Annotated in this window: 23 protein-coding genes; 11 read left to right on the forward strand and 12 right to left on the reverse strand. The window is 64.3% G+C overall.

Translation table 11 applies throughout. The annotated features are described in order from the left end of the window. Nucleotides 1–66: 66 nt before the first annotated feature. Nucleotides 67–318, forward strand: coding sequence for a YkgJ family cysteine cluster protein (locus AB5Y80_RS06795; protein ID WP_010675884.1), 252 nt, complete (start codon nucleotides 67–69; stop codon nucleotides 316–318). A gap of 168 nt (nucleotides 319–486) precedes the next feature. Here AB5Y80_RS06795 and AB5Y80_RS06800 read toward each other — a convergent pair whose 3' ends face one another. From AB5Y80_RS06800 to hemC, 4 genes are read right to left on the reverse strand one after another with little or no spacing between them, the layout of a single operon-like run. Beyond that, nucleotides 487–1,650 (reverse strand): heme biosynthesis HemY N-terminal domain-containing protein, encoded by a 1,164-nt coding sequence (locus AB5Y80_RS06800; protein WP_042015365.1) that lies wholly within the window; start codon nucleotides 1,648–1,650, stop codon nucleotides 487–489. A gap of 10 nt (nucleotides 1,651–1,660) precedes the next feature. Then, entirely contained in the window at nucleotides 1,661–2,737 is a 1,077-nt protein-coding gene (locus AB5Y80_RS06805) for a uroporphyrinogen-III C-methyltransferase (protein ID WP_323941262.1), read from the reverse strand. Next, nucleotides 2,734–3,468, reverse strand: a complete 735-nt coding sequence (locus tag AB5Y80_RS06810) for a uroporphyrinogen-III synthase (RefSeq protein WP_368172712.1) — start codon at nucleotides 3,466–3,468, stop codon at nucleotides 2,734–2,736. The genes AB5Y80_RS06805 and AB5Y80_RS06810 overlap by 4 nt, the downstream gene beginning before the upstream one ends. 46 nt (nucleotides 3,469–3,514) lie before the next feature. After that, nucleotides 3,515–4,444, reverse strand: a complete 930-nt coding sequence (gene hemC / locus AB5Y80_RS06815) for a hydroxymethylbilane synthase (protein WP_162726577.1) — start codon at nucleotides 4,442–4,444, stop codon at nucleotides 3,515–3,517. A gap of 322 nt (nucleotides 4,445–4,766) precedes the next feature. Between hemC and AB5Y80_RS06820 the strand changes: the two genes are divergently transcribed. Continuing rightward, the gene (locus AB5Y80_RS06820) at nucleotides 4,767–7,286 is read left to right on the forward strand and encodes a class I adenylate cyclase (protein WP_042879398.1); all 2,520 of its coding nucleotides are present in this window, start codon (nucleotides 4,767–4,769) and stop codon (nucleotides 7,284–7,286) included. Nucleotides 7,287–7,471: 185 nt separating this feature from the next. Here the strand turns inward: AB5Y80_RS06820 and AB5Y80_RS06825 are convergent, their stop codons facing one another. Both AB5Y80_RS06825 and cyaY read right to left on the reverse strand, forming a co-directional pair. Continuing rightward, the gene (locus AB5Y80_RS06825) at nucleotides 7,472–8,125 is read right to left on the reverse strand and encodes an alpha/beta hydrolase (protein ID WP_201894565.1); all 654 of its coding nucleotides are present in this window, start codon (nucleotides 8,123–8,125) and stop codon (nucleotides 7,472–7,474) included. After that, nucleotides 8,122–8,436, reverse strand: coding sequence for an iron donor protein CyaY (gene cyaY / locus AB5Y80_RS06830; RefSeq protein ID WP_010672698.1), 315 nt, complete (start codon nucleotides 8,434–8,436; stop codon nucleotides 8,122–8,124). The genes AB5Y80_RS06825 and cyaY overlap by 4 nt, the downstream gene beginning before the upstream one ends. Nucleotides 8,437–8,509: 73 nt before the next feature. On the opposite strand from cyaY, the gene AB5Y80_RS06835 reads away from it, so the two are divergent. The 7 genes from AB5Y80_RS06835 to AB5Y80_RS06865 all read left to right on the forward strand — a co-directional run bounded on the left by AB5Y80_RS06835 (nucleotide 8,510) and on the right by AB5Y80_RS06865 (nucleotide 13,886). Continuing rightward, entirely contained in the window at nucleotides 8,510–8,710 is a 201-nt protein-coding gene (locus AB5Y80_RS06835; protein ID WP_082180910.1) for a lipoprotein, read from the forward strand. 20 nt (nucleotides 8,711–8,730) lie between these two features. Further along, nucleotides 8,731–9,981 carry a diaminopimelate decarboxylase gene (lysA, locus tag AB5Y80_RS06840; protein WP_039039806.1) on the forward strand — a complete coding sequence of 417 codons (1,251 nt, stop codon included), beginning with the start codon at nucleotides 8,731–8,733 and terminating at the stop codon, nucleotides 9,979–9,981. 62 nt (nucleotides 9,982–10,043) lie between these two features. Then, a complete protein-coding gene (dapF, locus tag AB5Y80_RS06845; protein WP_029313578.1) occupies nucleotides 10,044–10,874 on the forward strand; it encodes a diaminopimelate epimerase in 831 nt (276 codons plus the stop codon). Between the two features lie 79 nt (nucleotides 10,875–10,953). Then, entirely contained in the window at nucleotides 10,954–11,634 is a 681-nt protein-coding gene (locus AB5Y80_RS06850; RefSeq protein WP_041212252.1) for a DUF484 family protein, read from the forward strand. After that, the gene (xerC, locus tag AB5Y80_RS06855) at nucleotides 11,627–12,604 is read left to right on the forward strand and encodes a tyrosine recombinase XerC (RefSeq protein WP_167825739.1); all 978 of its coding nucleotides are present in this window, start codon (nucleotides 11,627–11,629) and stop codon (nucleotides 12,602–12,604) included. The genes AB5Y80_RS06850 and xerC overlap by 8 nt, the downstream gene beginning before the upstream one ends. Before the next feature lie 95 nt (nucleotides 12,605–12,699). Next, nucleotides 12,700–13,410, forward strand: coding sequence for an HAD-IA family hydrolase (locus tag AB5Y80_RS06860; RefSeq protein WP_182935149.1), 711 nt, complete (start codon nucleotides 12,700–12,702; stop codon nucleotides 13,408–13,410). Nucleotides 13,411–13,481: 71 nt separating this feature from the next. Beyond that, nucleotides 13,482–13,886, forward strand: a complete 405-nt coding sequence (locus AB5Y80_RS06865) for a hypothetical protein (RefSeq protein WP_368172774.1) — start codon at nucleotides 13,482–13,484, stop codon at nucleotides 13,884–13,886. A gap of 150 nt (nucleotides 13,887–14,036) precedes the next feature. Here AB5Y80_RS06865 and AB5Y80_RS06870 read toward each other — a convergent pair whose 3' ends face one another. The 4 genes from AB5Y80_RS06870 to AB5Y80_RS06885 form a co-directional block, all read right to left on the reverse strand. Continuing rightward, complete coding sequence (locus AB5Y80_RS06870; RefSeq protein WP_113978141.1) at nucleotides 14,037–14,807, reverse strand: gamma-glutamyl-gamma-aminobutyrate hydrolase family protein; 771 nt, start codon at nucleotides 14,805–14,807, stop codon at nucleotides 14,037–14,039. A 363-nt stretch (nucleotides 14,808–15,170) separates the two neighbouring features. Continuing rightward, nucleotides 15,171–15,980 carry a sugar-phosphatase gene (gene yidA, locus AB5Y80_RS06875; RefSeq protein WP_266142098.1) on the reverse strand — a complete coding sequence of 270 codons (810 nt, stop codon included), beginning with the start codon at nucleotides 15,978–15,980 and terminating at the stop codon, nucleotides 15,171–15,173. 113 nt (nucleotides 15,981–16,093) lie between these two features. Beyond that, nucleotides 16,094–17,758: a DUF342 domain-containing protein gene (locus tag AB5Y80_RS06880; protein ID WP_042880970.1), complete on the reverse strand. Its 1,665-nt coding sequence runs from the start codon at nucleotides 17,756–17,758 to the stop codon at nucleotides 16,094–16,096. A gap of 117 nt (nucleotides 17,759–17,875) precedes the next feature. Continuing rightward, complete coding sequence (locus AB5Y80_RS06885) at nucleotides 17,876–18,115, reverse strand: hypothetical protein (RefSeq protein WP_266136249.1); 240 nt, start codon at nucleotides 18,113–18,115, stop codon at nucleotides 17,876–17,878. A gap of 37 nt (nucleotides 18,116–18,152) precedes the next feature. Between AB5Y80_RS06885 and AB5Y80_RS06890 the strand changes: the two genes are divergently transcribed. Then, nucleotides 18,153–18,668 carry a metal-dependent hydrolase gene (locus AB5Y80_RS06890; RefSeq protein WP_042015381.1) on the forward strand — a complete coding sequence of 172 codons (516 nt, stop codon included), beginning with the start codon at nucleotides 18,153–18,155 and terminating at the stop codon, nucleotides 18,666–18,668. Here AB5Y80_RS06890 and AB5Y80_RS06895 read toward each other — a convergent pair. Both AB5Y80_RS06895 and AB5Y80_RS06900 read right to left on the reverse strand, forming a co-directional pair. After that, entirely contained in the window at nucleotides 18,665–19,840 is a 1,176-nt protein-coding gene (locus AB5Y80_RS06895) for a CinA family nicotinamide mononucleotide deamidase-related protein (protein ID WP_266136248.1), read from the reverse strand. The two genes, AB5Y80_RS06890 and AB5Y80_RS06895, sit on opposite strands and share 4 nt — an antisense overlap. 28 nt (nucleotides 19,841–19,868) lie before the next feature. Further along, complete coding sequence (locus tag AB5Y80_RS06900) at nucleotides 19,869–21,113, reverse strand: HD-GYP domain-containing protein (protein ID WP_041212363.1); 1,245 nt, start codon at nucleotides 21,111–21,113, stop codon at nucleotides 19,869–19,871. A gap of 144 nt (nucleotides 21,114–21,257) precedes the next feature. On the opposite strand from AB5Y80_RS06900, the gene metA reads away from it, so the two are divergent. Then, entirely contained in the window at nucleotides 21,258–22,205 is a 948-nt protein-coding gene (gene metA, locus AB5Y80_RS06905) for a homoserine O-succinyltransferase (RefSeq protein WP_010672713.1), read from the forward strand. Nucleotides 22,206–22,207 lie beyond the last annotated feature (2 nt).

A 22,207-nucleotide genomic window follows, 5' to 3' on the forward strand; every position in this document is an offset into this window, starting at 1 on the left:
AGGGATAAGGCTTAGGAGAAACCGGACTCCTTGCTACACTGCGGTGCCCCACAGAGGAAAAATCACATGGAATGTCGTCAGGGATGCGGTGCCTGCTGCATCGCCCCCAGTATCAGCAGTGCCATTCCCGGCATGCCGGACGGCAAGCCCGCCGGTGTGCCCTGTGTGCAGCTCGATGCGCACCTGGGGTGCAAGATCTTCGGCCAGCCGGAGCGCCCGGCGGTGTGCGGCGGCTTTCGCCCCATGGCGGACGTGTGCGGCTCCCATCGCCAGGAGGCCATCTGGCTTATCGGCGAGCTGGAGCGGCTGACCGCCTGAGCCCTTGACCCTCTCCCTCGGGGAAAGGGTGTCTGCTTGTCCTCCTCATCCCCGCCCCCTTCTCCCGCAAGGGGAGAAGAGAGCCACCATTCGGAACAATGGCAATAAACAATCCCAATAAAAAGAGGCCGCAATTGCGGCCTCTTTTTATTTCGCGACGAACGGGCGTCAGATGTCGGCCAGCTGCAATGCCTGGCGGTAGTACTCGTTGGCCTTGTTGGTCAGGCGGCGCTTGTCCATCACCTGGCCGAGGGCGTGGTAGAGGGCGGCATCCGGCGCCTTCGCCACTTCCTGCTCCAGCAGCCGCTGGGCTTCGTCCAGTTGACCGGCCAGCAGGCAGACCCGGGCCAGCGCCGCTTCGGCGCCCGGTTGATCCTGGATCTTTCTGAGCAGGGTCAGCATGGGCTGGTAGTCGTCCAGTTTGAGCTTGGGCAGGCGGGCGAACAGCTCGGGGGAGGGATCCTTGCGCAGGGCCTCCAGCCAGAGATCGGCGGCTTCGGCATCGGCCCCCAATCGGCGCAGGCGATCCCCGTAACTGGCCAGCAGCACGGGATCCTGGCGCTGTTTGCGGGGCAGACCCTGCCAGACCGTGCGCAGGGTGTCGAGGGAGCCGCTGGCGGCCTCCAGACGACCGCACCACGCTTGGTGCAGCAGGGTCTCTTCCTGCTGAGCGGTCAGCTTGCCCACCTTGCGCAGGGCAGGGGCGAGATCGATGAGGGCCGCCCAGTCTTCACGGGCCAGATACACCTGACGCAGCTGATCCAGCACCATGGGGTGGCGCGGGTTGAGGGCATAGATGGACTCGAGGCGACCGAGGGCGCTGTCGTACTGGCCCTGCTCAATCTGCAACTGGGTCTGGATCAGGGTCAGTGCCAGCTCTGCCTTGGGGTTCTCTTCCTGAGCTTTCTGCAGGTAGTGATCCCGGCGCACGTCATCGCCCCGGGCCTGGGCCACCCGGGCGGCGCTCAGGTAGTTGAGTAGCGGGGTGTCGCTGTTGTCGGCGCCCTTGATGAGGAGCTTCTCGGCCTGGTTGTAGTGCCCCTCTGCCATGGCCAGGGTGGCATTGACGGTTTGCAGGTTGGCCTTGCGGCGGCGGCGGGAGCCGAACCAGCCCTGGGTCTTGCGGCGCAGGCCGAACAGGCGGGCCAGCACCCATTCCACGATGAGCAGGGCGCCGTAGAACAGCACCGCCAGGATCACCGCGCTGGTGACCGAGGATTCCACCGTGTAGTTGCCCAGCGAGATGAGCACATAACCCTTGTTGCCGGAGGCTTCGGGACCGAAGATGAGGCCCGCCACCATCACGGCGACTATGACGATCAGACGAATCATGGTCTCCTCCTCAGTTGCCGGCCAGGATGCGTTGCAGGCGTTCGGTCAGCACCTGTTCCAGCATGGTCTGGGTCTTGAACTGATCCGGGTAGTCAAACTGGATCTGCTCGCCTTTGAGCTTGTCGAGCTCGGACTGCATGTACTGGGTGGCGCTGTTGTCGGCATCGAAATACTGGGTCAGCCAGTGCTGGGCCTTCTCCAGGCTGTCGACATAGAGGGACTGCTGTTCGCGATAGACGGCGAGCTGGGCCTGCAGCAGCTTGGTCTTGAGGTTCTCCCGCAGGAAGATCTCCTGCTGCGGGGAGAGCAGGGCTTCCACGGCGCCATCGCGGCGACGGATGGTGATGAAGTTTTCGGTGAACTTGACCCAGTTCTTCTTCAGATTGCTCTGCCACTCGTCCGGGTTGGTGCTGACGGTCTGGTCGGGCTCGCTCTTGGCTTCCGGCATGCTGACAGTGGAGAGGGGCAGCAGCTCGATCTGGTCCGAGAGGGCGGCCAGCTTCAGGGTCAACCCCTCGCGATCGACCCGTGGCATCCCCTTGAGCTTGGCGATGTCTTCCGCCAGCGCCTTGCGAATGGGCATCAGGCTGGGGTCGTTTAGCGCCTTGATGCGCTCGTCGGCGTTGCCGAGCAATGTGATGGCGGAGACGATGTCGTGTTCGAGCCACAGCTTGCGGCCCGCCATGCGCACCAGGTATTCGGATTCGGCCAGCATCCAGTCATTGGGGCGCTTGTCGTCCAGATCCAGCACCTTGGTCTGCAAGGCGTCCAGCGCCTCCTGCAACTGCTGCTGGCTCTTGCCGAGGGCACCGATCTGTTCGGCATCCTTGCTGCTGCCCTGATCAATCCTGGTCATGGCGTCGGCCAGTTGCTGCTTGAGGGCTACCAGTTCGGCCTGCTGGGCAACGGCGTTCTGGTGTCCGTGCACATAGAGACCACCGGCCAGCCCCAGGGCCAGCAGGATGGCGATGCCGCCAAGCACGGTGCCAGAGCTGCCCCTCTTGCTCCCTGTCGTTCCGGGCGCGGGCTTGTTGTTGTCGGCCACGGTGGCCGCGGCACTCGGCTGGACTTCTTGCTGTTCAGTCATTCCATCTTCCTCAGTTCCAGGGCGGCCACCAGAGCCTGGTTGGATGCACCTTGGGCAATCACGATACGGGTAAAACCAGCCCCTTCTGCCATCTCGGCCACCCGGGGACTGGGCACCACCAGCAGGCGGTCATAAAGCCAGGGGTGCTGCGGGCCGGGCACCAGGGCCAGCAACCGCTGCAACAGTTCGCCACTGGTGATGAGCAGGCTGTCGAGCCCGGCTGCCTGCCAGTGGCGGGTCAATGCGTCCCCGTCAAGATCGGGGTAGTGGCGCTCGTAGGTGGCACAATAGTGCACCAGTGCGCCCCGTGAGGCCAGCGTCCGGGCGATGAGATCCCGCCCGTCGTTGCCGCGCAGGATCAGCACCCGGCGGCCACTCACCCCTTGCAGCGCCGGCAGGGCCAGCAGCCCTTCACTGCGGGAATCGGCCGGGCACAGGGCCTGGATGCCCGCCTCGGCAAAGGCATCCGCACTCGCCTGGCCGACTGCAAAGTAATCAATATGTGGCCAGGTCTGACCAGTTTGCAACAGAAAATGATGTGCAAAATGAACGGCATGCATGCTGACGGCGATAACGAGGTCCGCCTCCCGCAGCATGTCACCCAGGTGAGGGAGGTCGCATCCCGGCCGGGTTTCCAGCAACGGACAGCAGAGCGGTGCATGACCCAGCTGGTGCAGCATCTGCACCAGCTGGTTGGCCTGGGCGGCCGGGCGCACCACCAGGGGGACCATCAGGGGGCGCTCCGGGCAGATGACCGCGAACCGGTCCGTACTGCACTCATGCCCGGTAGACCTCGGCCAGGATGACGTCGGCGCCGGCGGCCAGCAGGCGCTGGGCCAGGGTGTGGCCCAGTGCCTCGCCCTCTGCCAGGGGGCCGCGGATCTCGTCGCGAATGACGCGGGCACCGTCCGGGCTGCCCACCAGGCCACGCAGCCATACTTCTTCTCCCTGTACCAGGGCATAGGCCCCGATGGGCACCTGACAGCCCCCTTGCAGGGCGCGGTTCATGGCGCGCTCGGTCAGCACCCGGATGCGGGTCTCGGGGTGTTCGAGCGGCGCCAGCAGGGCGTGCAGCTCAACATCATCCAGGCGGCATTCGATGCCGACCGCCCCCTGGCCGTTGGCGGGCAGGCTCTGCTCGGGCTCGATGAAGGCGGCGATGCGATGGGCCATCTCCAGTCGTTTCAGGCCGGCGGCGGCCAGGATGATGGCGTCATATTCACCGGCATCCAGCTTGGCGAGGCGGGTGTTGACGTTGCCCCGCAGGTCGCGGATCACGAGATCAGGGCGCGCAGCGCGCAGCTGGCACTGACGGCGCAGGCTGGAGGTGCCGACCACGGCCCCTTGAGGCAGCTCGTCTATCTGGTTGAAATGGTTGGAAACAAAGGCATCACGCGGGTCTTCGCGCTCACAGATGGTGTGCAGGCCGAGTCCGTCGGGGAACTCCACAGGTACGTCTTTCATGGAGTGGACAGCGATGTCGGCACGCCCTTCCAGCATGGCAGTCTCCAGTTCCTTGACGAACAACCCCTTGCCGCCGACCTTGGCGAGGGGGGTGTCGAGGATCTTGTCACCCTGGGTGCTCATGGGCACCAGTTCGACCTGCAGATCCGGATGGAGTGCCTCCAGCCGATCTTTCACAAAATTGGCCTGCCACAGGGCCAGTGGGCTCTTTCGAGTGGCAATTCTCAGGGTTCGGGCTGCCATATCAATCAGTTGTTTCATCTTTTGAGAGGAAAACGATCTTACCACCCTTTGCAGGGGCTTTCATGGCGCAGCCCGCAAAAGCGGGGCCAAGCTCAAAAACGGGGGCTGAAAATTATTTTCATTCAGCCAATAATTGATTTTAAGTAATTGAAAATAAGCAATTTTATTGCTTTCTGCTGATACCGTTACGAACGGGGTCAGAAATAATCCGGTGATTGTGTGCGGGCTTGTTTACCACCGCTGTTTGCATTGTTAACATGATCACACTTTTTTGACGTCTCCCCGTTTTGGTGCGTCATTTCTCTTCCCCATAGGTAGGGCATTGCTGGTTAAACTCGACACGCTGGTGGCGCGCTACGACGAACTCAATCGTCTCAAGACGCAACGAGCGCTGGATCTCATGAGTCGCTACGGGCAGCAGGTTTTCCACTTGCTGCCTGTCATGCTGCACTTCAATCACCCCCTGTTGCCCGGTTATGTGGCAGGGGATGTGCCTCATGGTATCTGGAGTTTTGTCGCCAACGAGGCCCAGCAGGCCTTCATCCAGGATCTCTGCCAGAACGCCAACTGCCAGGGCGGTCTCAGTACCCACGATAAGTCCATCCAGGGCCTCTACTCCATGGGGAGCACCTCCTCCATCGGTCAGTGCTGCCACTCGGATCTCGACATCTGGGTCTGTCACGTGGCCGGTCTGTCGAGCGAGCGCCTCGCCCTGCTGGAACAGAAGTGCCAGCACCTCTCCATGTGGGCGGAGCAGCGGGGGGTCGATCTCAACTTCTTCCTGATCCCCGAAGACAAGTTCCGTCAGCGCAACGATGCCCAGATGCAGGGGGAGAGCTGCGGCAGCGCCCAGCACCTGCTGCTGCTCGACGAGTTCTACCGCAGCGCCATGCACATCGCCGGCAAGCGGCTGCTCTGGTATCTGGTGCCGGCCGAATATGACGATCACTACGACGACTACGTCAACGGCCTGTTTGCCCACGGCAAGTTGAGCCAGGATGACTGGCTCGATCTGGGGGGCTTTGATCGCATTCCTGCCGAGGAGTATTTCGGCTCCGCCCTGTGGCAGCTCTACAAGGGGATCGACTCCCCCTACAAGGCGGTGCTCAAGTCGGTGCTGATGGAGGCCTACTCCCACGAGTATCCCAACACCCGGCTGCTGTCGGTGACCAGTCGCGACTGGTTCCAGCACAACGAGGGGATGCACTACCGCCTCGACAACTACTGCCTGATGCTGGACAAGGTGACCAACTACCTGAAGTCCATCGGCGACATGCAGCGCCTCGATCTGGTGCGTCGCTGCTTCTATCTGAAGGTGTGCGACGGGCTGAGCCATCCCAAGGAGGATCACTCCCCGGACTGGCGCCGGGAGCAGATGGCCCAGCTGGTGGCCTACTGGGGCTGGAGTCCGGAGCGCCTTTACCACCTTGATCACCGCCAGGAGTGGAAGGTCGAGGACGTCAAGGTGGCCTACGCCGAGTTGCTGGAGGCTCTGATGCAGAGCTACCGCAACCTCATCCAGTTCGCCCGGCGCAACAACATCAGCGAGTCCATCAACCCGGAAGACATCGGCATCCTGTCGCGCAAGCTCTATGCCGCATTCGAGAGCCTGCCGGGCAAGGTGCAGCGCATCAACCTCAAGATTGCGCCGGATCTCGGCGAGCCGGATCTCAGCCTGGTACAGGTACCCCACGGCCGCCTGAATCGCGCCGGCTGGTATCTCTACAAGCATTCCCTCGAACCCGCCGACATCATCGGCCGGGCGCCGCTCGAATATAACGGCTACATCAGCAAGCTGGTGGCCTGGGCCTATTTCAACGGCCTGCTGACGCCCCAGTCCCGGGTGCATCTGTTCAACCAGGGCTCGGATCTGCACATCGACAACCTGCATCAGTTCTGTCGCGATCTCTCCGGCACCTTCCCGGTCAAGTATCCCCGCGCGACCAACCTGGCTCTGAGCCGGCCGTGCGAGATCCGCCAGCTCTCCATCTTCCTGAACCTGGAGACGGACCCGTCCAGCCACTGGGTGGGGCAGGTGATCGAGTTCGATGCCAACGCCGCCGATGTCTTCTCGTTCGGTCGCAACCAGGAGTGTCTGGTGGGATCCGTGGATCTCGTCTATCGCAACTCCTGGAGCGAGATCCGCACCCTGCACTTCGAGGGGGAGGAAGCCGTGGTGGACGCCCTCACCACCATCCTCGGCAAGATGCACCAGGATGCCGCGGCCCCCGAGATGATCGAGGTGTTCTGCTACAGCCAGCACTTCCGCTCCCTGGTGCGCACCCGCTTCCAGCAGCTTGTGGCTGAATGCATCGAGCTGCGCCTGGCCCGGGACAAGCAGCAGCTGGTCAAGACGCTGGCGCTCGGCAAGGAAAAGTACGGCATCTTCTTCGAGCGGCGCGGGGTGTCGGTCAAGAAGCTGGAAAACGCCATCGACTTCTACCGTCACATCTCCCACAACAAGCTGGATCACCTGCCGCTGCGCCTGGACAAGACTCACAGCCAGCACCTGCCCGGCATCGTCGACGCCTACGCCAGCGAAGGGCTGGTGCAGTTCTTCTTCGATACCCGGGATGCAGGCACCAACATCTATATCCTGGACGAGGCGAACCGGGTGGAGATCTACCAGCACTTCGCCGGCAACAAGGACGAACTGGTACAGGGGGTGAACCGATTCTACACCTCGGGTCACGAGCGATTCAGCAATGCGGGTCAGTTCAGCAACTTCAACCTGCCCCAGTACTACGAAATCGTGCAGGTGGGTGACAAACTCGATGTGATCCCCTACCGCAGCCAGAGCCCGCAGCGGGACACCCCAGGAGCGGCCCGGGAAGTGGGATGATGTGCTGAGAACATCGCCGGGAAGATAGCAAACGGCCTGCTGATGCAGGCCGTTGTCCTATCCGTGGTACGGGAATCTGGCGTGGAGGGGGCGCAGCCAGTGACGGATGTCGGCGAGCATCGCCGTCAGGGATGAAAGCAAACGGCCTGCTGATGCAGGCCGTTGTCTTACCCGTGATCCGACAATCAGGCGCCGAGGCGGGCCAGCAACCAGCTGCGAATGTCGCCCAGCTGGGGGCGGCAGATCTCGTGGCGCATGGGGTATTCGTGCCACTCGGGGCTGAGTCCCGCCGCTTCCAGCCGGTTCTTGGCGTCCCAGCCCATGGAGAGGTTCACCACGTCGTCATAGATGCCGTGCATGTAGCAGATGGGCAGGGTGCGGGCCGCCTCGCTCATTTCGCCGGGCAGGGCATCGGGTACCGCCAGATAGGTGGACATGCAGAGCAGGCCTGCCAGTGGCACCGGATGGCGCAGGGCGGTGAAGGAGGCGATGACGCCCCCCTGGGAGAAGCCGGCCAGCACGATGCGCTCGGGGGCGAAACCCTCGGCCACCAACTGTTCGATCAGCGCGGCGATACGGGCCGCTGACTCCCTGACATGGGACTCCACGGCGCGATCCGCCGGATCCTCGAAGCTCTTGATGTCGTACCAGCCGCGCATCCTGTAGCCCATGTTGATGGTGATGGGGCGCTCGGGAGCATCCGGCAGCAGATGGCGGACGGGCAGGTCGGCGGGCAGGGCCAGCGCCTCCACCAGGGGGGCGAGACCGGCGCCGGAGTCCCCCAGCCCGTGCAGCCAGATCACCGCATGGCGGGCACCTTCGGGATGCAGATCCGTCATGAGAAGACCACGGGCTCGCCGGCCTGGGTGGTGCAGGCCCGAGTCAGCAGGGCCTTGAGCTCGTCGCCGAAGCGGTTGTCGATCCAGCTGTCACCGCGCAGCTCGAAGTGGAAGCCGTTCTCCCGGGTGGCGACCCAGATCTGGTGCAGGGGCTCCTGCTTGTTGATGATGACCTTGGTCTTGTTCTCGAAGCTCAAGGTCAGCACCCCGCCTGCGCGTTCGCAGTCGATATCCGGATACCCCTCGTCGATGGTGTCTTCCACATACTGGAAAAAGGCGTCGGTCAGGGCGTGATACTCGTGATCCTTCATCGGTTTATCCTGTTGCTTTTAACAATGTGAGTGCGATTATAGAGGGCCAAAAATTTTTTCGCAGCGAACCATTATGATTACCCAGTTCACCAAGTGCCTGTTTGCCGCGTCGCTGTCGCTCGGGTTGGCCGCCTGTGGCCTGACGGGGCCGCTCTACATGCCGCCGGCCGAACAGCCCGCACCTGCAGAGCAGACACCGCCCAAGACAGAGAGTACACCGCAAGCCGCCTCGCCTGCGACCGCTACACCGGCCTCAGAGGCCGCGCCGCAATAATCTAGGAAGGAACCGCCCCCTTGGATCACTTTAACTACGACGCAGACGGTCAGCTTCAGGCCGAACAGCTTCCCCTGCAACAGCTTGCCGACCAGTACGGCACTCCGCTCTATGTCTACTCCCGCGCCACCCTGGAACGCCACTGGCATGCCTTCGACCAGGCGGCTGGCGACATTCCCCACCTGATCTGCTACGCGGTCAAGGCCAACTCCAACCTGGCCCTGCTCAATCTGCTGGCACGCCTTGGTTCGGGCTTTGACATCGTCTCCGGCGGCGAGCTGTCCCGGGTGCTGGCGGCGGGCGGTGATCCGGCCAAGGTGGTCTTCTCCGGTGTCGCCAAGAGCGAAGCCGAGATGCGCCTTGCGCTGGAAAAAGAGATCCTCTGCTTCAACCTGGAGTCCGAAGCCGAGCTGGAGCGCCTGAACCGGGTCGCAGGCAGCATGGGCAAAAAGGCGCGGGTCTCGGTGCGGGTCAACCCGGACATCGACGCGGGCACGCACCCCTATATCTCCACCGGCCTCAAGCAGAACAAGTTCGGCATCCCCATCGAACAGGCGCCCGCCATCTACCGCAAGGCGGCGGCCATGGCCCACATCGAGATCAAGGGCGTGGATTGCCACATCGGCTCGCAACTCACTGAATTGAATCCCTTTATGGAGGCGGCGGACAAGCTGCTCAAGCTCATCGACGAGCTGGCGGCGGAAGGCATCCACATCCATCACCTGGACGTGGGCGGCGGTCTGGGGGTCAACTACGGCGCCGAGCAGCCGCCGCACCCCACCGAGTATGCCGAGGCGCTCAAGCAGAAGCTGGCGGGCCGGGATCTGACCCTCTTGTTCGAACCGGGCCGCGCCATCGTCGCCAACGCCGGTGTGCTGCTGACCCGGGTCGAGTTCCTCAAACCCGGCGAGACCCGCAACTTCGCCCTGATCGACGCCGGCATGAACGATCTGCTGCGCCCCTCCCTCTACGGCGCCTGGATGAACATCATTGAGGTGGACAGCCGGGCGACCCACGAGAAGGCACTCTATGACGTGGTGGGCCCGGTGTGCGAGACCGGCGACTTCCTCGGCAAGGAGCGTACCCTGGCGATTGCCGAGGGCTCCCTGCTGGCGGTGCGCTCCGCCGGCGCCTACGGCTTTACCATGTCCTCCAACTACAACACCCGACCCCGTGCGGCCGAGGTGCTGGTGGACGGTGACCAGGCGCACCTCATCCGTGAGCGGGAGCAGTTGGCGGATCTCTGGCGTGGCGAGCACCTGCTGCCGTGATGGATGGATTTTCAGCGTTCCTCCATGTGAGAGCGTGATTAACGGTGAGATAGGAACGCGCGATGTTGATTGAGTTTTCCAAAATGCACGGCCTCGGTAACGACTTCATGGTGGTGGATGGCGTCACCCAGAAGGTGTTCTTCAGCAACGACATCATCAAGAAGCTGGCGGATCGTCACTTCGGTATCGGCTTCGACCAGCTGTTGCTGGTGGAGCCGCCCTATGACCCCGAGCTCGACTTCCACTACCGCATCTTCAATGCCGACGGCAGCGAGGTGGAACAGTGCGGCAACGGGGCCCGTTGCTTCGCCCGTTTCGTGCGTCTCAAGGGGCTGGTCAACCGGGATCGCATCGCGGTCAGCACCGCCCGGGGCCGCATCACTCTGCAGCTGGAAGGGGAGAACCAGGTCACGGTCAACATGGGGGTGCCCCAGTTCGAGCCGGGCAAGATCCCGTTCCGTGCCCAGAAGGCGGAGAAGACGTATCTGCTGCGGGCCCAGGATCACACCGTGATGTGCGGTGCCGTCTCCATGGGCAACCCTCACTGCGTCATTGAGGTGCCCTCGGTGGCCGATGCGCCGGTGGAGACCCTGGGACCCATCATGGAGCGCCACGAGCGCTTCCCCGAGCGGGTCAACGTCGGCTTCATGGAGATGGTCAACGCCAGCGAGATCAAGCTGAGGGTCTTCGAGCGCGGGGTGGGGGAGACCCTGGCCTGTGGGACCGGGGCCTGTGCGGCCGTGGTGATAGGCATCAGCCAGGGCAAGCTCAAGGAGCGGGTCACCGTCACCCTGCCGGGTGGCAAGCTGACCATCGCCTGGAAGGGACCGGGTCAGCCCGTCTACATGACGGGGCCGGCCGAGCACGTCTTTGACGGCCAGATAGAGTTGTAGACAAGGAGCGGGTGATCCCGCTCCATCAACGGATCATATCGGGGCCCTTGGCCCCTTTTTCGGATGGATCAACCAAGTTATGAGCGAACTCAAACGGCAGGAATCACTGGTGGATGAAGCCACAGTGCTGGAGTACCTGGCCCGTTATCCCGAGTTTTTCCTGCGTCACGGGGCCATGCTGGACAAGATCCGCATTCCCCATGGGCAAAAGGGCACCATCTCCCTGGTGGAGCGCCAGCTGGACAGACAGCGGGAGCGCATCGAGCAGCTGGAGCAGGAGATCACCGAACTGATGGGGGTCGCCAGCGAGAACGAGCGGATCTTCCGGGTTTATGCGGATCTCTACGGGGAGATCTACGGCTGCCAGACCCTGTTCGAGCTGAGCGCCGTGATGGGCAAGGCCTTCGTCCAGCGGCTGCGACTCACCGGCCTGCGGCTCTGGCTCAATCCCAGGCATTTCCAGCTGAGCGGCCCCGAGCAGCGTTTCCTGGCGCAGGGCAAACAGCTCGAACAACTGCTGGGCCAGCGCCTGCCCGGCACGGACTACTATTTTGGTCGCCTCAACCAGAGCGAGAAGCAGGCGCTGTTTGGCAATGATGTGCTGGTCAACTCGGTGGCCCTGATGCGGCTCGGGGAGCTCGGCGTGCTGGCCTTCGCGAGCTCGGATCCCAGCCACTTCACCCCTCACAACGACACCCTGCTGCTGGGTCAGCTGGGGCGTCTGCTGCAACTGCGTCTGCCCGAGCTGGCCCGTGGCTAAGGCAACGACCCGATCCCCTGCCAGGACGCCCCCTGCCGCCGACCCCCTGCCGGTCGCACTGGTGGGGGAGCTGGACGCCTTTATCGAATACCTGAGGGTCGAGCGCCAGCTCAGCCCCCATACCCGCAGCAACTATCAGGCCCACTTAGAAGCGATGACCGCCGAGCTGGTGAAGCTCGGGGTCGACGACTGGGCCCGGCTCGAGGCGAGCCAGGTGCGCAGTCTGGTGACCCGGATGCACAAGGGGGGGCTGGCGCCCCGTTCCCTTGCCACCAAGGTGTCGGCCCTGCGCAGCTTCTGCGACTGGCAGGTGCGCCAGGGGCGGCTCACCGCCAACCCGGCGCGAGGCATCGTCACCCCCAAGCAGGGGCGGCCCCTGCCCAAGAACCTGGACGTGGACGAGATGTATCAGCTGCTCAACATCACCGACGAGCAGGATCCGCTGGCGGTACGGGATCGCGCCATCATGGAGCTGATGTACTCCTCCGGCCTGCGCCTTGCCGAGCTGGTGGGGCTCAACCTCGCGGACGTGAAGCTCGACGAGCGCCAGCTCAGGGTGATCGGCAAGGGCTCGCGGGAGCGGGTGCTGCCCATCGGGCGGATGGCGGTGGAGTGGTTGCACAAATGGCTCAAGGTACGCCCCCTGCTGGCCGGTGACGAGGGGGAGGCATTGTTCGTCTCCAAGCGCAGGCAGCGGCTCTCGGCCCGCTCGGTACAGGAGCGGCTCGACGGCTGGGGCAACAAGCAGGCGCTCAATGCCCACGTGCACCCCCACAAGCTGCGCCACAGCTTCGCCACCCACATGCTGGAATCCTCCGGCGATCTGCGGGCGGTGCAGGAGCTGCTGGGGCATGCGGATCTCTCCACCACCCAGATCTATACCCACCTCGACTTCCAGCATCTGGCCAAGGTATATGACAGTGCCCACCCGCGGGCGAAGCGGGATCCGGAAACGCCGGAGGATGAGTGATGTGGTGTGCGATCTGCGGGGATGACAATCTCCACGTCGCCTGGGTCAGGCGGGAGCTCGCAACGCCAGAGGATGAGGAGTAAAGAGGAACAGCCATGCAGTTTTACCGTCGCTGGCAGCCGGTGGCCGCCATCTCGTTCGATCTGGACGACACCCTCTATGACAACGGCCCCGCCATCGCGCGGGCGGAACAGTGGATGCTGGACCACCTGCGCAGCGAATACCTGGCTACCGCCATGCTGGACAAGCCGCGCTGGCTCGCGCTCAAGCGCCAGTTGCTGCTGGACCACCCGGCGCTTAGCCACGACGTCAGCCTGGCGCGCCAGCGGGGCATTCGCGAGGCCCTGGTGCAGGGGGGCATGGAGCCCGGGCTGGCGGAGCAGCAGGCACGGGCGGTGTTCACCGGCTTCATGACCGAGCGCTCGAAGATAGAGGTGAGCGAGGCGACTCACGCCCTGCTGGCTCGTCTGGCGGCGCGCTACCCGCTGGCGGTGATCACCAACGGCAACCTGGATCTGGAGCAGGCGGGCCTGGCTGGCTACTTCACCCTGGTCTGCAAGGCGGGAGCGGGAGCCAGGATGAAACCGGCGCCCGACATGTTCGTGCAGGTGCAAGAGGCCCTGGGGCTGGCCCCCGGCCGCATCCTTCATGTGGGGGATCACCCGGTGACCGACGTGCTGGGGGCCAGGCTGCACGGCTTTCGGGCCGCCTGGCTCAACGAGAGCGGTCAGTCCTGGCAGTCGTTGTCGCTGCTGCCGGATGTGGAGCTGGGGCAGTTGCAGGATCTGGCCACCCTGCTGCTCTGAGCTGGGGATGAGGGACAGATTCCGTGATCTATATCTGGCAATAACAACAAGGGAGCAAGGGCGTGAAGGGAATGAAGGGTGTCATCTGGCTGGCGATCCCCATGGTGCTGGCGGGATGCGATCTGGTGCAAGACCGTTACCGGATGGAGTTCAGGGACGGATCCTGGCGGGAGATCGCCATCTCCCCGTTTTCCGACGAGGCGCACTGGCGCGAGGGGTGTGCCACCGGAGAGATCCAGGTGGACATGACCCTGCCCCTGAAACGGGGCAAGGTGGTGAATGGTCGGGAGCAACTGCTCATCGGGGGCGAGCTGTTCGAGCTGGAGGATGCCCGTCTCTATCGCGGCAACGGCATGGTGCTCGGGCAGGCCCCGGACCATATCCAGCGGGGCCTCAAGGGGCTGGATGTCTGCCGAACCCTGCGCCCTGATCGCGGGGCCCTGCCCAAGCTCAAGGGCAAGGGATTTGGCGACTAGCCCGTCTGCTGCCTGAGCGGGCGGCAGGCGTCGACGAAGGCAGTGGACACCTTGATGGCGTGGGGGGTCACAGGCCCGTCACGTCGGATGCCTCTGGGCAGCCCCCGATGTACGAGGCCCTGCCCAGGCTCAAGGGCAAGGGGTCGGCGACTAGCCGACCTGCTGCCTGAACCGGCGGCAGGCGTCGCCAAAGGCGGTGAAGAGCTTGATGGAGTGGGGGTTCTCGCTGGCCTTCCACTCCGGGTGCCACTGCACCGCCAGCAGGAAGGGGGAGAGGGCGGGAGCGTGGATCGCCTCGATCAGCCCGTCTTCGGCATGGGCCAGGGGTGCCAGCCCCTGGGCCAGCGTCTTGATCCCCTGCCCATGGAGGGAGTTGACCGGAATCGACGGCTGCCCCATCAGCTCGGCCAGCCAGGTACCGGGCACCAGCTCGACCTGATGGCTCTCGCCATACTGCTCATCCACCGGGTCATCCGCGTCCTCCCGATGATCGTCATAACCCGGCTCGCAATAGACCTTCTGGTGAATGTCGCCCCCCAGGGCCACGTTGATCTCCTGCATGCCGCGGCAGATCCCGAGGATCGGCAGGCCACGGTCGAGGGCGGCGCGCACCAGGGGAATATCGAACAGATCCCTGTCCCTGTCCTGGGGCTTCTCCGGGGTGAGGTTCTCCTGGCCATAGAGGGCTGGATCGATGTTGGATCCGGCACCGCTCAGATAGACCCCGTCGGCGAGGTCCAGATACTGCTCCAGATCCTCGGTGCCACAGCAGGTGGGCACCAGCAGCGGCACGCAGCCGCTGATCTCCACCAGAGGCTTGATGTATTTGTGGGTCATGACCTGGTAGGCGTGGCCACTGCGGGCCTGGGCCCCCATGGTCATCAGCACGACGGGTTTGTTATGGGCACTGGGGTTGGGCATAGGTCACCTTGGCTATCCTTGGCGGTCTCATCCTGCGCCTTGGGAAGGCCCTTGCCGCCTCGGCTCGCAAGGGCATGCCTCAAGGCATGGTCGTGGGATCAGGGTCGCGCCAGCGTGCCAGAATCGTCGGTCAGCCTTGGCAACGACAGCCTGGATCCTGCCTCCAGTCTGCCAAGGCCGTTCAATATGTCAAACAAAATGATGCAATTATGTTAACAATTGATGCCGGGATACGGCTATGAGTCCCATTTAAAGGGACTTGAGGGGGAGGTGCTGGTGCGGTGAGAGATTTGATGGTGGATATATTAAACATCTGGCCGGGCGGCCGGATAGCAGAAGGGGCCCGCAGGGCCCCTTGTCGACTCAGGCGTTCAGGATGAAACGTTCGATCACCTGGGCGACCCCGTCTTCATCGTTGCGCCCCGTGGTGTGCTGTGCCAGCGCCTTGATCTCGTCGGTGGCGTTGCCCATGGCGACCCCGAGTCCGGCGTAGGCGATCATGTGGTGATCGTTGCCCGCATCCCCCACCGCGATCACCTGGGAGGCATCCAGCCCCAGGTGCTCGGCCAGGGCGGCGACGCCGGTGCCCTTGTTGCTGCGCTTGTTCATGAACTCGAGGAAGTAGGGGGCGCTGCGCACCACGGTATAGCGCTCGTGGAGTTCGGCGGGCAGCTGGGCGATGGCACGGGAGAGCAGGGGCTCGGGGTCAATCATCATCACCTTCATGATCTGCTCGTCGTCGGGCAGGGTGGCGAAGTCCACCAGGTTGATGGGTTGACCGATGAGGCGGGATTCGTGCTCGGTGTAGGGGCTGATCCTGGGGCTGATGAGCCCCTGGCGGACGGAGAAGCCGTGGATGTTCACCCCCAGCTCACAGGCCAGGTGGGCGATGGCACGGGCGTCGCTGCCGGACAGCAACTGGCTGCGGATGATGCGTTGCTCGGACACCTGCTGCACCAGGGCGCCGTTGTAGCAGATGACGTAGTCATCCTGGCCGGTGAGGCCCAGCTCGGTCAGGGCGGCGGTCATGCCTTCCAGCGGGCGGCCGGAGGCCAGCACCACGGTCACGCCCTTGGCGCGGGCTGCCGCGATGGCGGCCTGGGTGCGGGGGGAGATTCGGCCCTCTGGGGTCAGCAGGGTGCCATCCATATCCAATGCGATCAGCTTGTACATCTTCTCACTACCTGAGTCTGGCCGGCCCGCCCGATGGGGCCATGGGGAGGCCGAGTGTAGCGAAAATCGCTGCCGGGATCACGCCGCCTGCCGACGCGGGGGCACGTTGCCCCTCAGCGCTGGCCCTGGTAGGGGGTCAGTTGCAGCTGATCTTCCCGGATGGCGAAGTGGATGGGGCCGTGCTCGATGTCGACCCTGTTGTGGTGATGGGCCATCTCCACCTCGACGCCGGGGAAGAGGCGCTGGGTGGCGATGATGTCCATGTTGGCCATGAGCGCCTGCAGCTCCCGCTGCGCCTCGACGAGCTGCTCGTCCAGGCTCTTGCTCTCGTCGAACTGGCGGGTGCGCAGCGCCTTGATCTTCTGCAGGGTCTCGGGATTGCGCTTGTCACGGGGCAGTTGCAGCAGACGCAGGATGAGATCCTGCAGCTTGTCTATCTGCTCGGCGCAGGTCTGTTTGCGCTGGCGCAGCGCCAGCTCCTGCTCCTTCTGGCTGAAATAGCCGCCGAGGATCTGCAACCGGGTCCGGTTGGCCGCCGAGGCTCCGAGCACCGGTGCCATGATGAGCCGGTTGGCTATGTTGATGCCGCCGATGAGGTGCCCCTTGCGCATGGCGCTGTCCCCCACCTTGAGATCCTGGCCGCTGCGGCAATAGCAGTGACTGAGCTGGCTCAGGATATGGATGTCGCCATCGGCCTCCAGCCTGGCGTACTGGGCATAGCTGGCGTGGATCTCTCCCCCGGCGTTGAGGTGGCAGAGGTATTCGTCGTCCGCCAGCTTGCGCCCTATGATGCCGTTGCGCACCGTGATGGTGCCGCCGGATTCGATGTAGCCGCCCTCGACGAAGCCGCCGATCACCACGTCCCCGCTGGTCTTGACGCGCATGCCGGGCATGACGTCCCCGGTGACCAGCAGCGATCCCTCGAACTCGACGTGGCCGTGGCGGATGTCGACCTGCTTGACGTTGAGCACCTCGTCGACCCGCATCCCGGCACGCTCCTGACAGGGGAGCCCCGGGCGTGTCGCCAGCAGCAGGTCCGGATCCTCGGGGGAGAGGCAGGTGCCGTCACCCGGCGTCATGGCGCTCTCCTTGCCGTGGCGGGCGGTCAGGGTCTGGCCCGTCACGGTGAAGCCGTCGATGCCCTGGGTGGCGGGGTGCCTGCGCATCAGCAACGCTCCGGCCTTGACGGTGAGCAGGGTGCCGAGGTCGCGCATGTCCACCTTGCCGTGATCCCGCTCCTGGGGTTTGAGGATCCGCTCGGCAGCGGTCTCCACCAGCCGCTCCAGGCGGGTATCCAGGCCGTGCCTGGCGGCCTTGCCGAGGGCGATGACGGGATTGAGCTGGGCACCGGGTGCCGCTTCACCCGCGGCCTGGATGGCGGCGGCAAGCAGCCGCTCGCTCACCCCCTGCTTGACCGTGCTGGCCGCCAGGGCCTCCTGCAACCGGGCCAGGGTCAGGGGCTGGCCGCCCCAGTCCGCGGTGATCTGCGCCCTGGCGCTCATCTGGTCCTTGTCCACCTGGATGAGCAGCCTGGCATCCTGGCGCCGGGCAATGGGGACTGGCGGATGCGCGGGGGCATCCGGCTCTGCGATGAGGGCGTTGAGCAGGGTGACGGCTTCGCGGATCCCCTCGCCGAGGGGTTCGTAGCGCCGGCAGTTGGAGAGTCGCAGCAGGGCCAGGACGTCGCTTTCCTGGATGGGCTCGGTGAGGCCCGGGGTGATGCGCAGGCAGACATAGCTCATGTCGGCCGACAGCTGAAACCACGCTTTGCTTAACACCGGGCCCTCCTTCGTTGTCCCTGTCCGGTTTGCCCCATGCCGGGGCCTCTCCTTGCCGGCATCCAATGCCGCCGGGGCGGATCCAACGCGCAGTATTCGGGTATTTTTCCTTCCGGGTCAACGATCTGAATGCAAATGGGTGAGCCGGGTTGAGGAAATATCGGCTGACGGGAGAGGGGTGGAGCCGGCCATGCCATGGGCTCCATTGCAGTTTTTTAGCGCAATATGCTGACTTTTTATGCTTTCGCTATCCAGAGTGTCAACCACGTTGAAGGTGGCGATGCAAATCACCTTGCCAGGCAGGAAGAGAAGGATTTTAATCTGCCGCCGCCCCAGGGCGAGGACCCTGGTCGCCATCGATCAGCCCCTTTTTCTGTCCAACCGAACGAGCCCCATGACCGCCCAAGGCCACCTGCTGTTTTCCGTCACCTGCGTCCTGCTTGCCCACAAGGTCGAACTGACTCCGGCCCTGGCCGATGCCAGCCTGTGGCATATCGTTCCCATGGCCCTGGCGAGCGCCCTGCTGCCGGATCTCGATCACCCCCGCTCCCTGCTCGGGCGGCAACTGCCCTGGATCTCGGGGCCGCTCTCCCGGCTGTTCGGCCATCGCGGCTTCACCCACAGCCTGCTGGCGGTGGGGATGGGGGTCTGGGGGCTGGCCCAGGTGGAAGCCCCCTGGTTGCTGTCGGGGGCGGTGAAGGATGCTCTCATCGTGGGCTATCTCAGCCATCTGCTGGGGGACTGGCTCACCCCCATGGGCATTCCCCTGCTCTGGCCCTGGCGTCGGCGCTTTCGCCTGCCCGGCCTGCCCCTCAAGAGCGGCGGGGGCTACGAGAGGGCCTTCTGCCTGCTGACCCTGGCGCTCGCCGGGTACTGGGTCCATGGCGGCGCAGGCTTGACTCACTTCTAGCCCCGGGCGCCTTCCTGGCATCTGGCCGTTCGGGTCAGGGTGAGGTAATCGGCGAGCACCGGCAGCCCCAGCAGGTGGCGGCGCAGCATGTCGAGGGCGGCGAAGGCGAGGATCCGGCGACCGCTCGCGGGATCCGGGTGGCTGACCCTGAGCGTCTGGCCGTGCAGTTGCCCGTCGGCGCAGAGCAGCAGCGGCACGCCGTCCGGCCCGGCACGGCCTATGGTGAGGCTCAGGGGGGCGGCGGGCACCGCCAGTTGAGTCAGATCGTCGCTCAGGGTGTGGCTGAAGCCGGCGGTCAGGGCCGGGTGCCCGTGACACATGGCCAGCAGGGCGCCCCGGCTCTCCCCTTCTTGCAGGTGCAGCGACCGCTCCCCCAGCAGGGCCAGGATCTGGCTGGCAGGCGCCTCGTTGCCACGCCCTACCAGCCAGGGGGCGATGGCCGCAAGCAGCCTCGCCTCGGCGGCGTCCATGTCGGCGGTGCTGGCACCGTGGCCGATGAGCTTGAGCTCGATGAGGGGCATGGAGGAGCGGTAGCCCAGCTCGATGCCGGCAGGCCAGGGGGCCGCATCCAGCATGTCGCTGAGGGCGGACTCCGAGACGCCGAAGGTGTAGAAACGGCGCAGCTCGGTGTCGGTCTCTTCCCCGGCCAGCGACTTGAGGCGGGGCATGATCTGTTCGCGCACCATCTGCTTGAACTCGAACGGCACGCCCGGGGTGAAGAAGAGCCGGCTCTGGCCGTGGCTGGCCGGGTGGCAGACCACAAAGCCGCAGGCGGTGCCCACCGGGTTGTCGAGGATCTCGCAGTCCCGGGGCAGCCAGGCCTGCTTGGTGTTGCTCCGGGCCATGGTGCGGCCCCGGCTGGCATAGCGTTCGGCCATGGTGGCGAGCCAGTCCGGGAACAGGGTCAGGGGCTGGTCAAACGCCTCGGCCGCGGCCTGGGCGGTGAGGTCGTCCGCCGTGGGGCCGAGCCCCCCGCACACCAGTACCACCTCGGCGCGGTTGGCGCTCTCCTGCAGCACGGCTGTCAGATCCGCGAGGTTGTCCCCCACGGTGGCGCGGCGGCGCACCTGCCAGCCCTGCTCCAGCAAGAGGGCGCTGAGCCAGGCGGCATTGGTGTCCACCACCAGGCCGGTCACTATCTCGTCGCCTGTGCTGATGATCTCGATGCGCATGGGGACTCCTTGGGTGGGGCCAGCCCTCTCAGGGCTTGCCGTGTTCGAAGTAGTAGCTGATCCGGGTGCGGGGGTTGAGGTATTCGAACACCGCCGGGGGCAGGCGTTTGGGCTGGATCACCTTGGCGATGGTCAGCCCGGCCGCGTCGAGGTCGATGATGGCCGCCTCCTGGCGCGGAATGCGGGGGTCGTATACCAGCACGGCGGGGTAGAGCAGGCGGGAGGCGTTGACCGACATCACCAGCCCCACCTGGCCGTTGGAGAGCTGCACCACGCTGCCCGGGGGGTAGACCCCCATCAGTCGGATCAGCATGCCGAGGTGATCGGCGTTGAACTGGGACTTGCGCTGCTTGTAGAGGCTGCCGAGAGCCGCGTAGGGCACCTTGGCCTCCAGGTGGCAGAGGTTGTCGTACTCGTTGATGAGGGAGACGATCTGGGTGAGGGGATCGAGCTGATCCCCCTTGAGCCCCTGGGGGCCGGTGCCGTCCAGGTACTCGTGGTGGTTCTGCACTATCTGCTTGGCCGCTTCCGGAAAATCGCTGACCAGCCCCAGCAGTTCCAGGCCGTAGCGGGGATGCTGGGCCATCAGGTTCTGCTCCGGCTTGGTCAGCGGCTCCGTCTTGCGCAGGATCTGGCTCGGGATCCTCAGCTTGCCGATGTCATGGAACAGGGCCCCCATGCCGACCTGGCGGATCGCCTCGGCCGGCAACTTGCACTCCCGGGCGAGCAGCATGCTGAGCACGCTGACGTTGAGGGAGTGAAACTGCAGGCTGTTGCCATCATCGCTGTCAGAGACCAGGTGCAGCACCATCTCGTCCACCGAGAGGAGCTGCTCCGTCATGGCGTTGATCAGCTCCTGGGCCTCGCTGATGGCGTTGAGGGGGCGGGACTGGATCTTGCCCATGAGGTTGCGCACCTGGGCCAGGGATTGGCGGAATTGTTTCTCGCACTGCTGCAGGTCGCGGCGATAGCGCTGCAACTGCTCGATGCGCCGCAGTTTCTCCTGCTGCATCTCCTCCTGGCGGGCGACAAGACCTTCTCCCTCAACCTCATCTGCCTGGGACTGGGTCTGGCCGAGGGGCTTGGGCGGCGTGTCGCTCTTGTCGGGAATGATGGTCACCAGCTTGAGGCCAAGGCGACGAATGAGCTCGATCTCCTCCTCGCTCTTGAGCTTGAAGCTGGAGAACAGAAACGGGTGCTCGCGCCATCCCAAAGGCAGGGAGACATAATTGCCGACTTGCAGCCGTTCTACGGAGATCTTGATTCCTGTCATGGGGTTGGGCACGAGGGACACACTGAGCCGTATGCTAGTCAAAGGGCGGGGTGAATACAAAAGGTATCTGATGACAGCGGGAGCGCTTTATTATAGGCTTCTAGATGTCCAGACATATTTACCGATGCAGTACAGGGAGTCAGCATGCCGATCAAGATCCCGGACCAGTTGCCCGCCGCCGAAGTGCTGGGGCAGGAGAACATCTTCGTGATGACGGAATCCCGGGCCGTCACCCAGAACATCCGCCCGCTGCGGGTGCTCATCCTCAATCTGATGCCCAAGAAGATAGAAACCGAGATCCAGCTGATGCGGATGCTCTCCAACTCGCCCTTGCAGGTGGACGTGGATCTGTTGCGTATCGACGATCGGGAGTCGAAAAACACGCCCCAGGCGCACCTGGAGAACTTCTATCACGACTTCGAGCAGGTGAGAGGCAACAACTACGACGGCATGATCATCACGGGGGCGCCGCTCGGGCTGGTGGAGTTCGAGGAGGTGGTCTATTGGCCCCGCATCGTCGAGATCATCGAGTGGTCCCATCAGCATGTCACCTCCACCCTCTTCCTCTGCTGGGCGGTGCAGGCGGCGCTGAAAGCCTTGTACGGCATGGAGAAACAGACCCACGGCGAGAAGCTCTCCGGGGTCTATCGCCACCACCGCCTCGACGAGCACGAGGCGCTGCTGCGCGGCTTCGATGACGAATTCGTGGCGCCCCACTCCCGCTATGCGGCCTTCGACGGGGATCTCATCCGCGCCCACACCGATCTGCAGATCTTCGCCGAGTCGGAAGAGGCGGGCGTCTATCTGGCCGCCACCAAGGATTGTCGCCAGGTGTTCGTCACCGGCCATCCGGAATATGACGCCCTGACCCTGGATGGGGAATACCGGCGGGATCTGGCGGCCGGGCTCACCCCCGTCATTCCGGTCAACTATTACCCGAACAACGACCCAAGCCAGACCCCGCGCGCCACCTGGCGTAGCCACGGTCACCTGCTGTTTTCCAACTGGCTCAACTATTACGTCTACCAGTTGACCAGCTACAAGGTGGAAGACATCGGCAAGGTGTTTACCTACCAGCAGCCCAAGGGATAGAG

The organism is Aeromonas sp. R2-1, from assembly GCF_040908425.1.
Taxonomy (GTDB): domain Bacteria; phylum Pseudomonadota; class Gammaproteobacteria; order Enterobacterales; family Aeromonadaceae; genus Aeromonas; species Aeromonas caviae.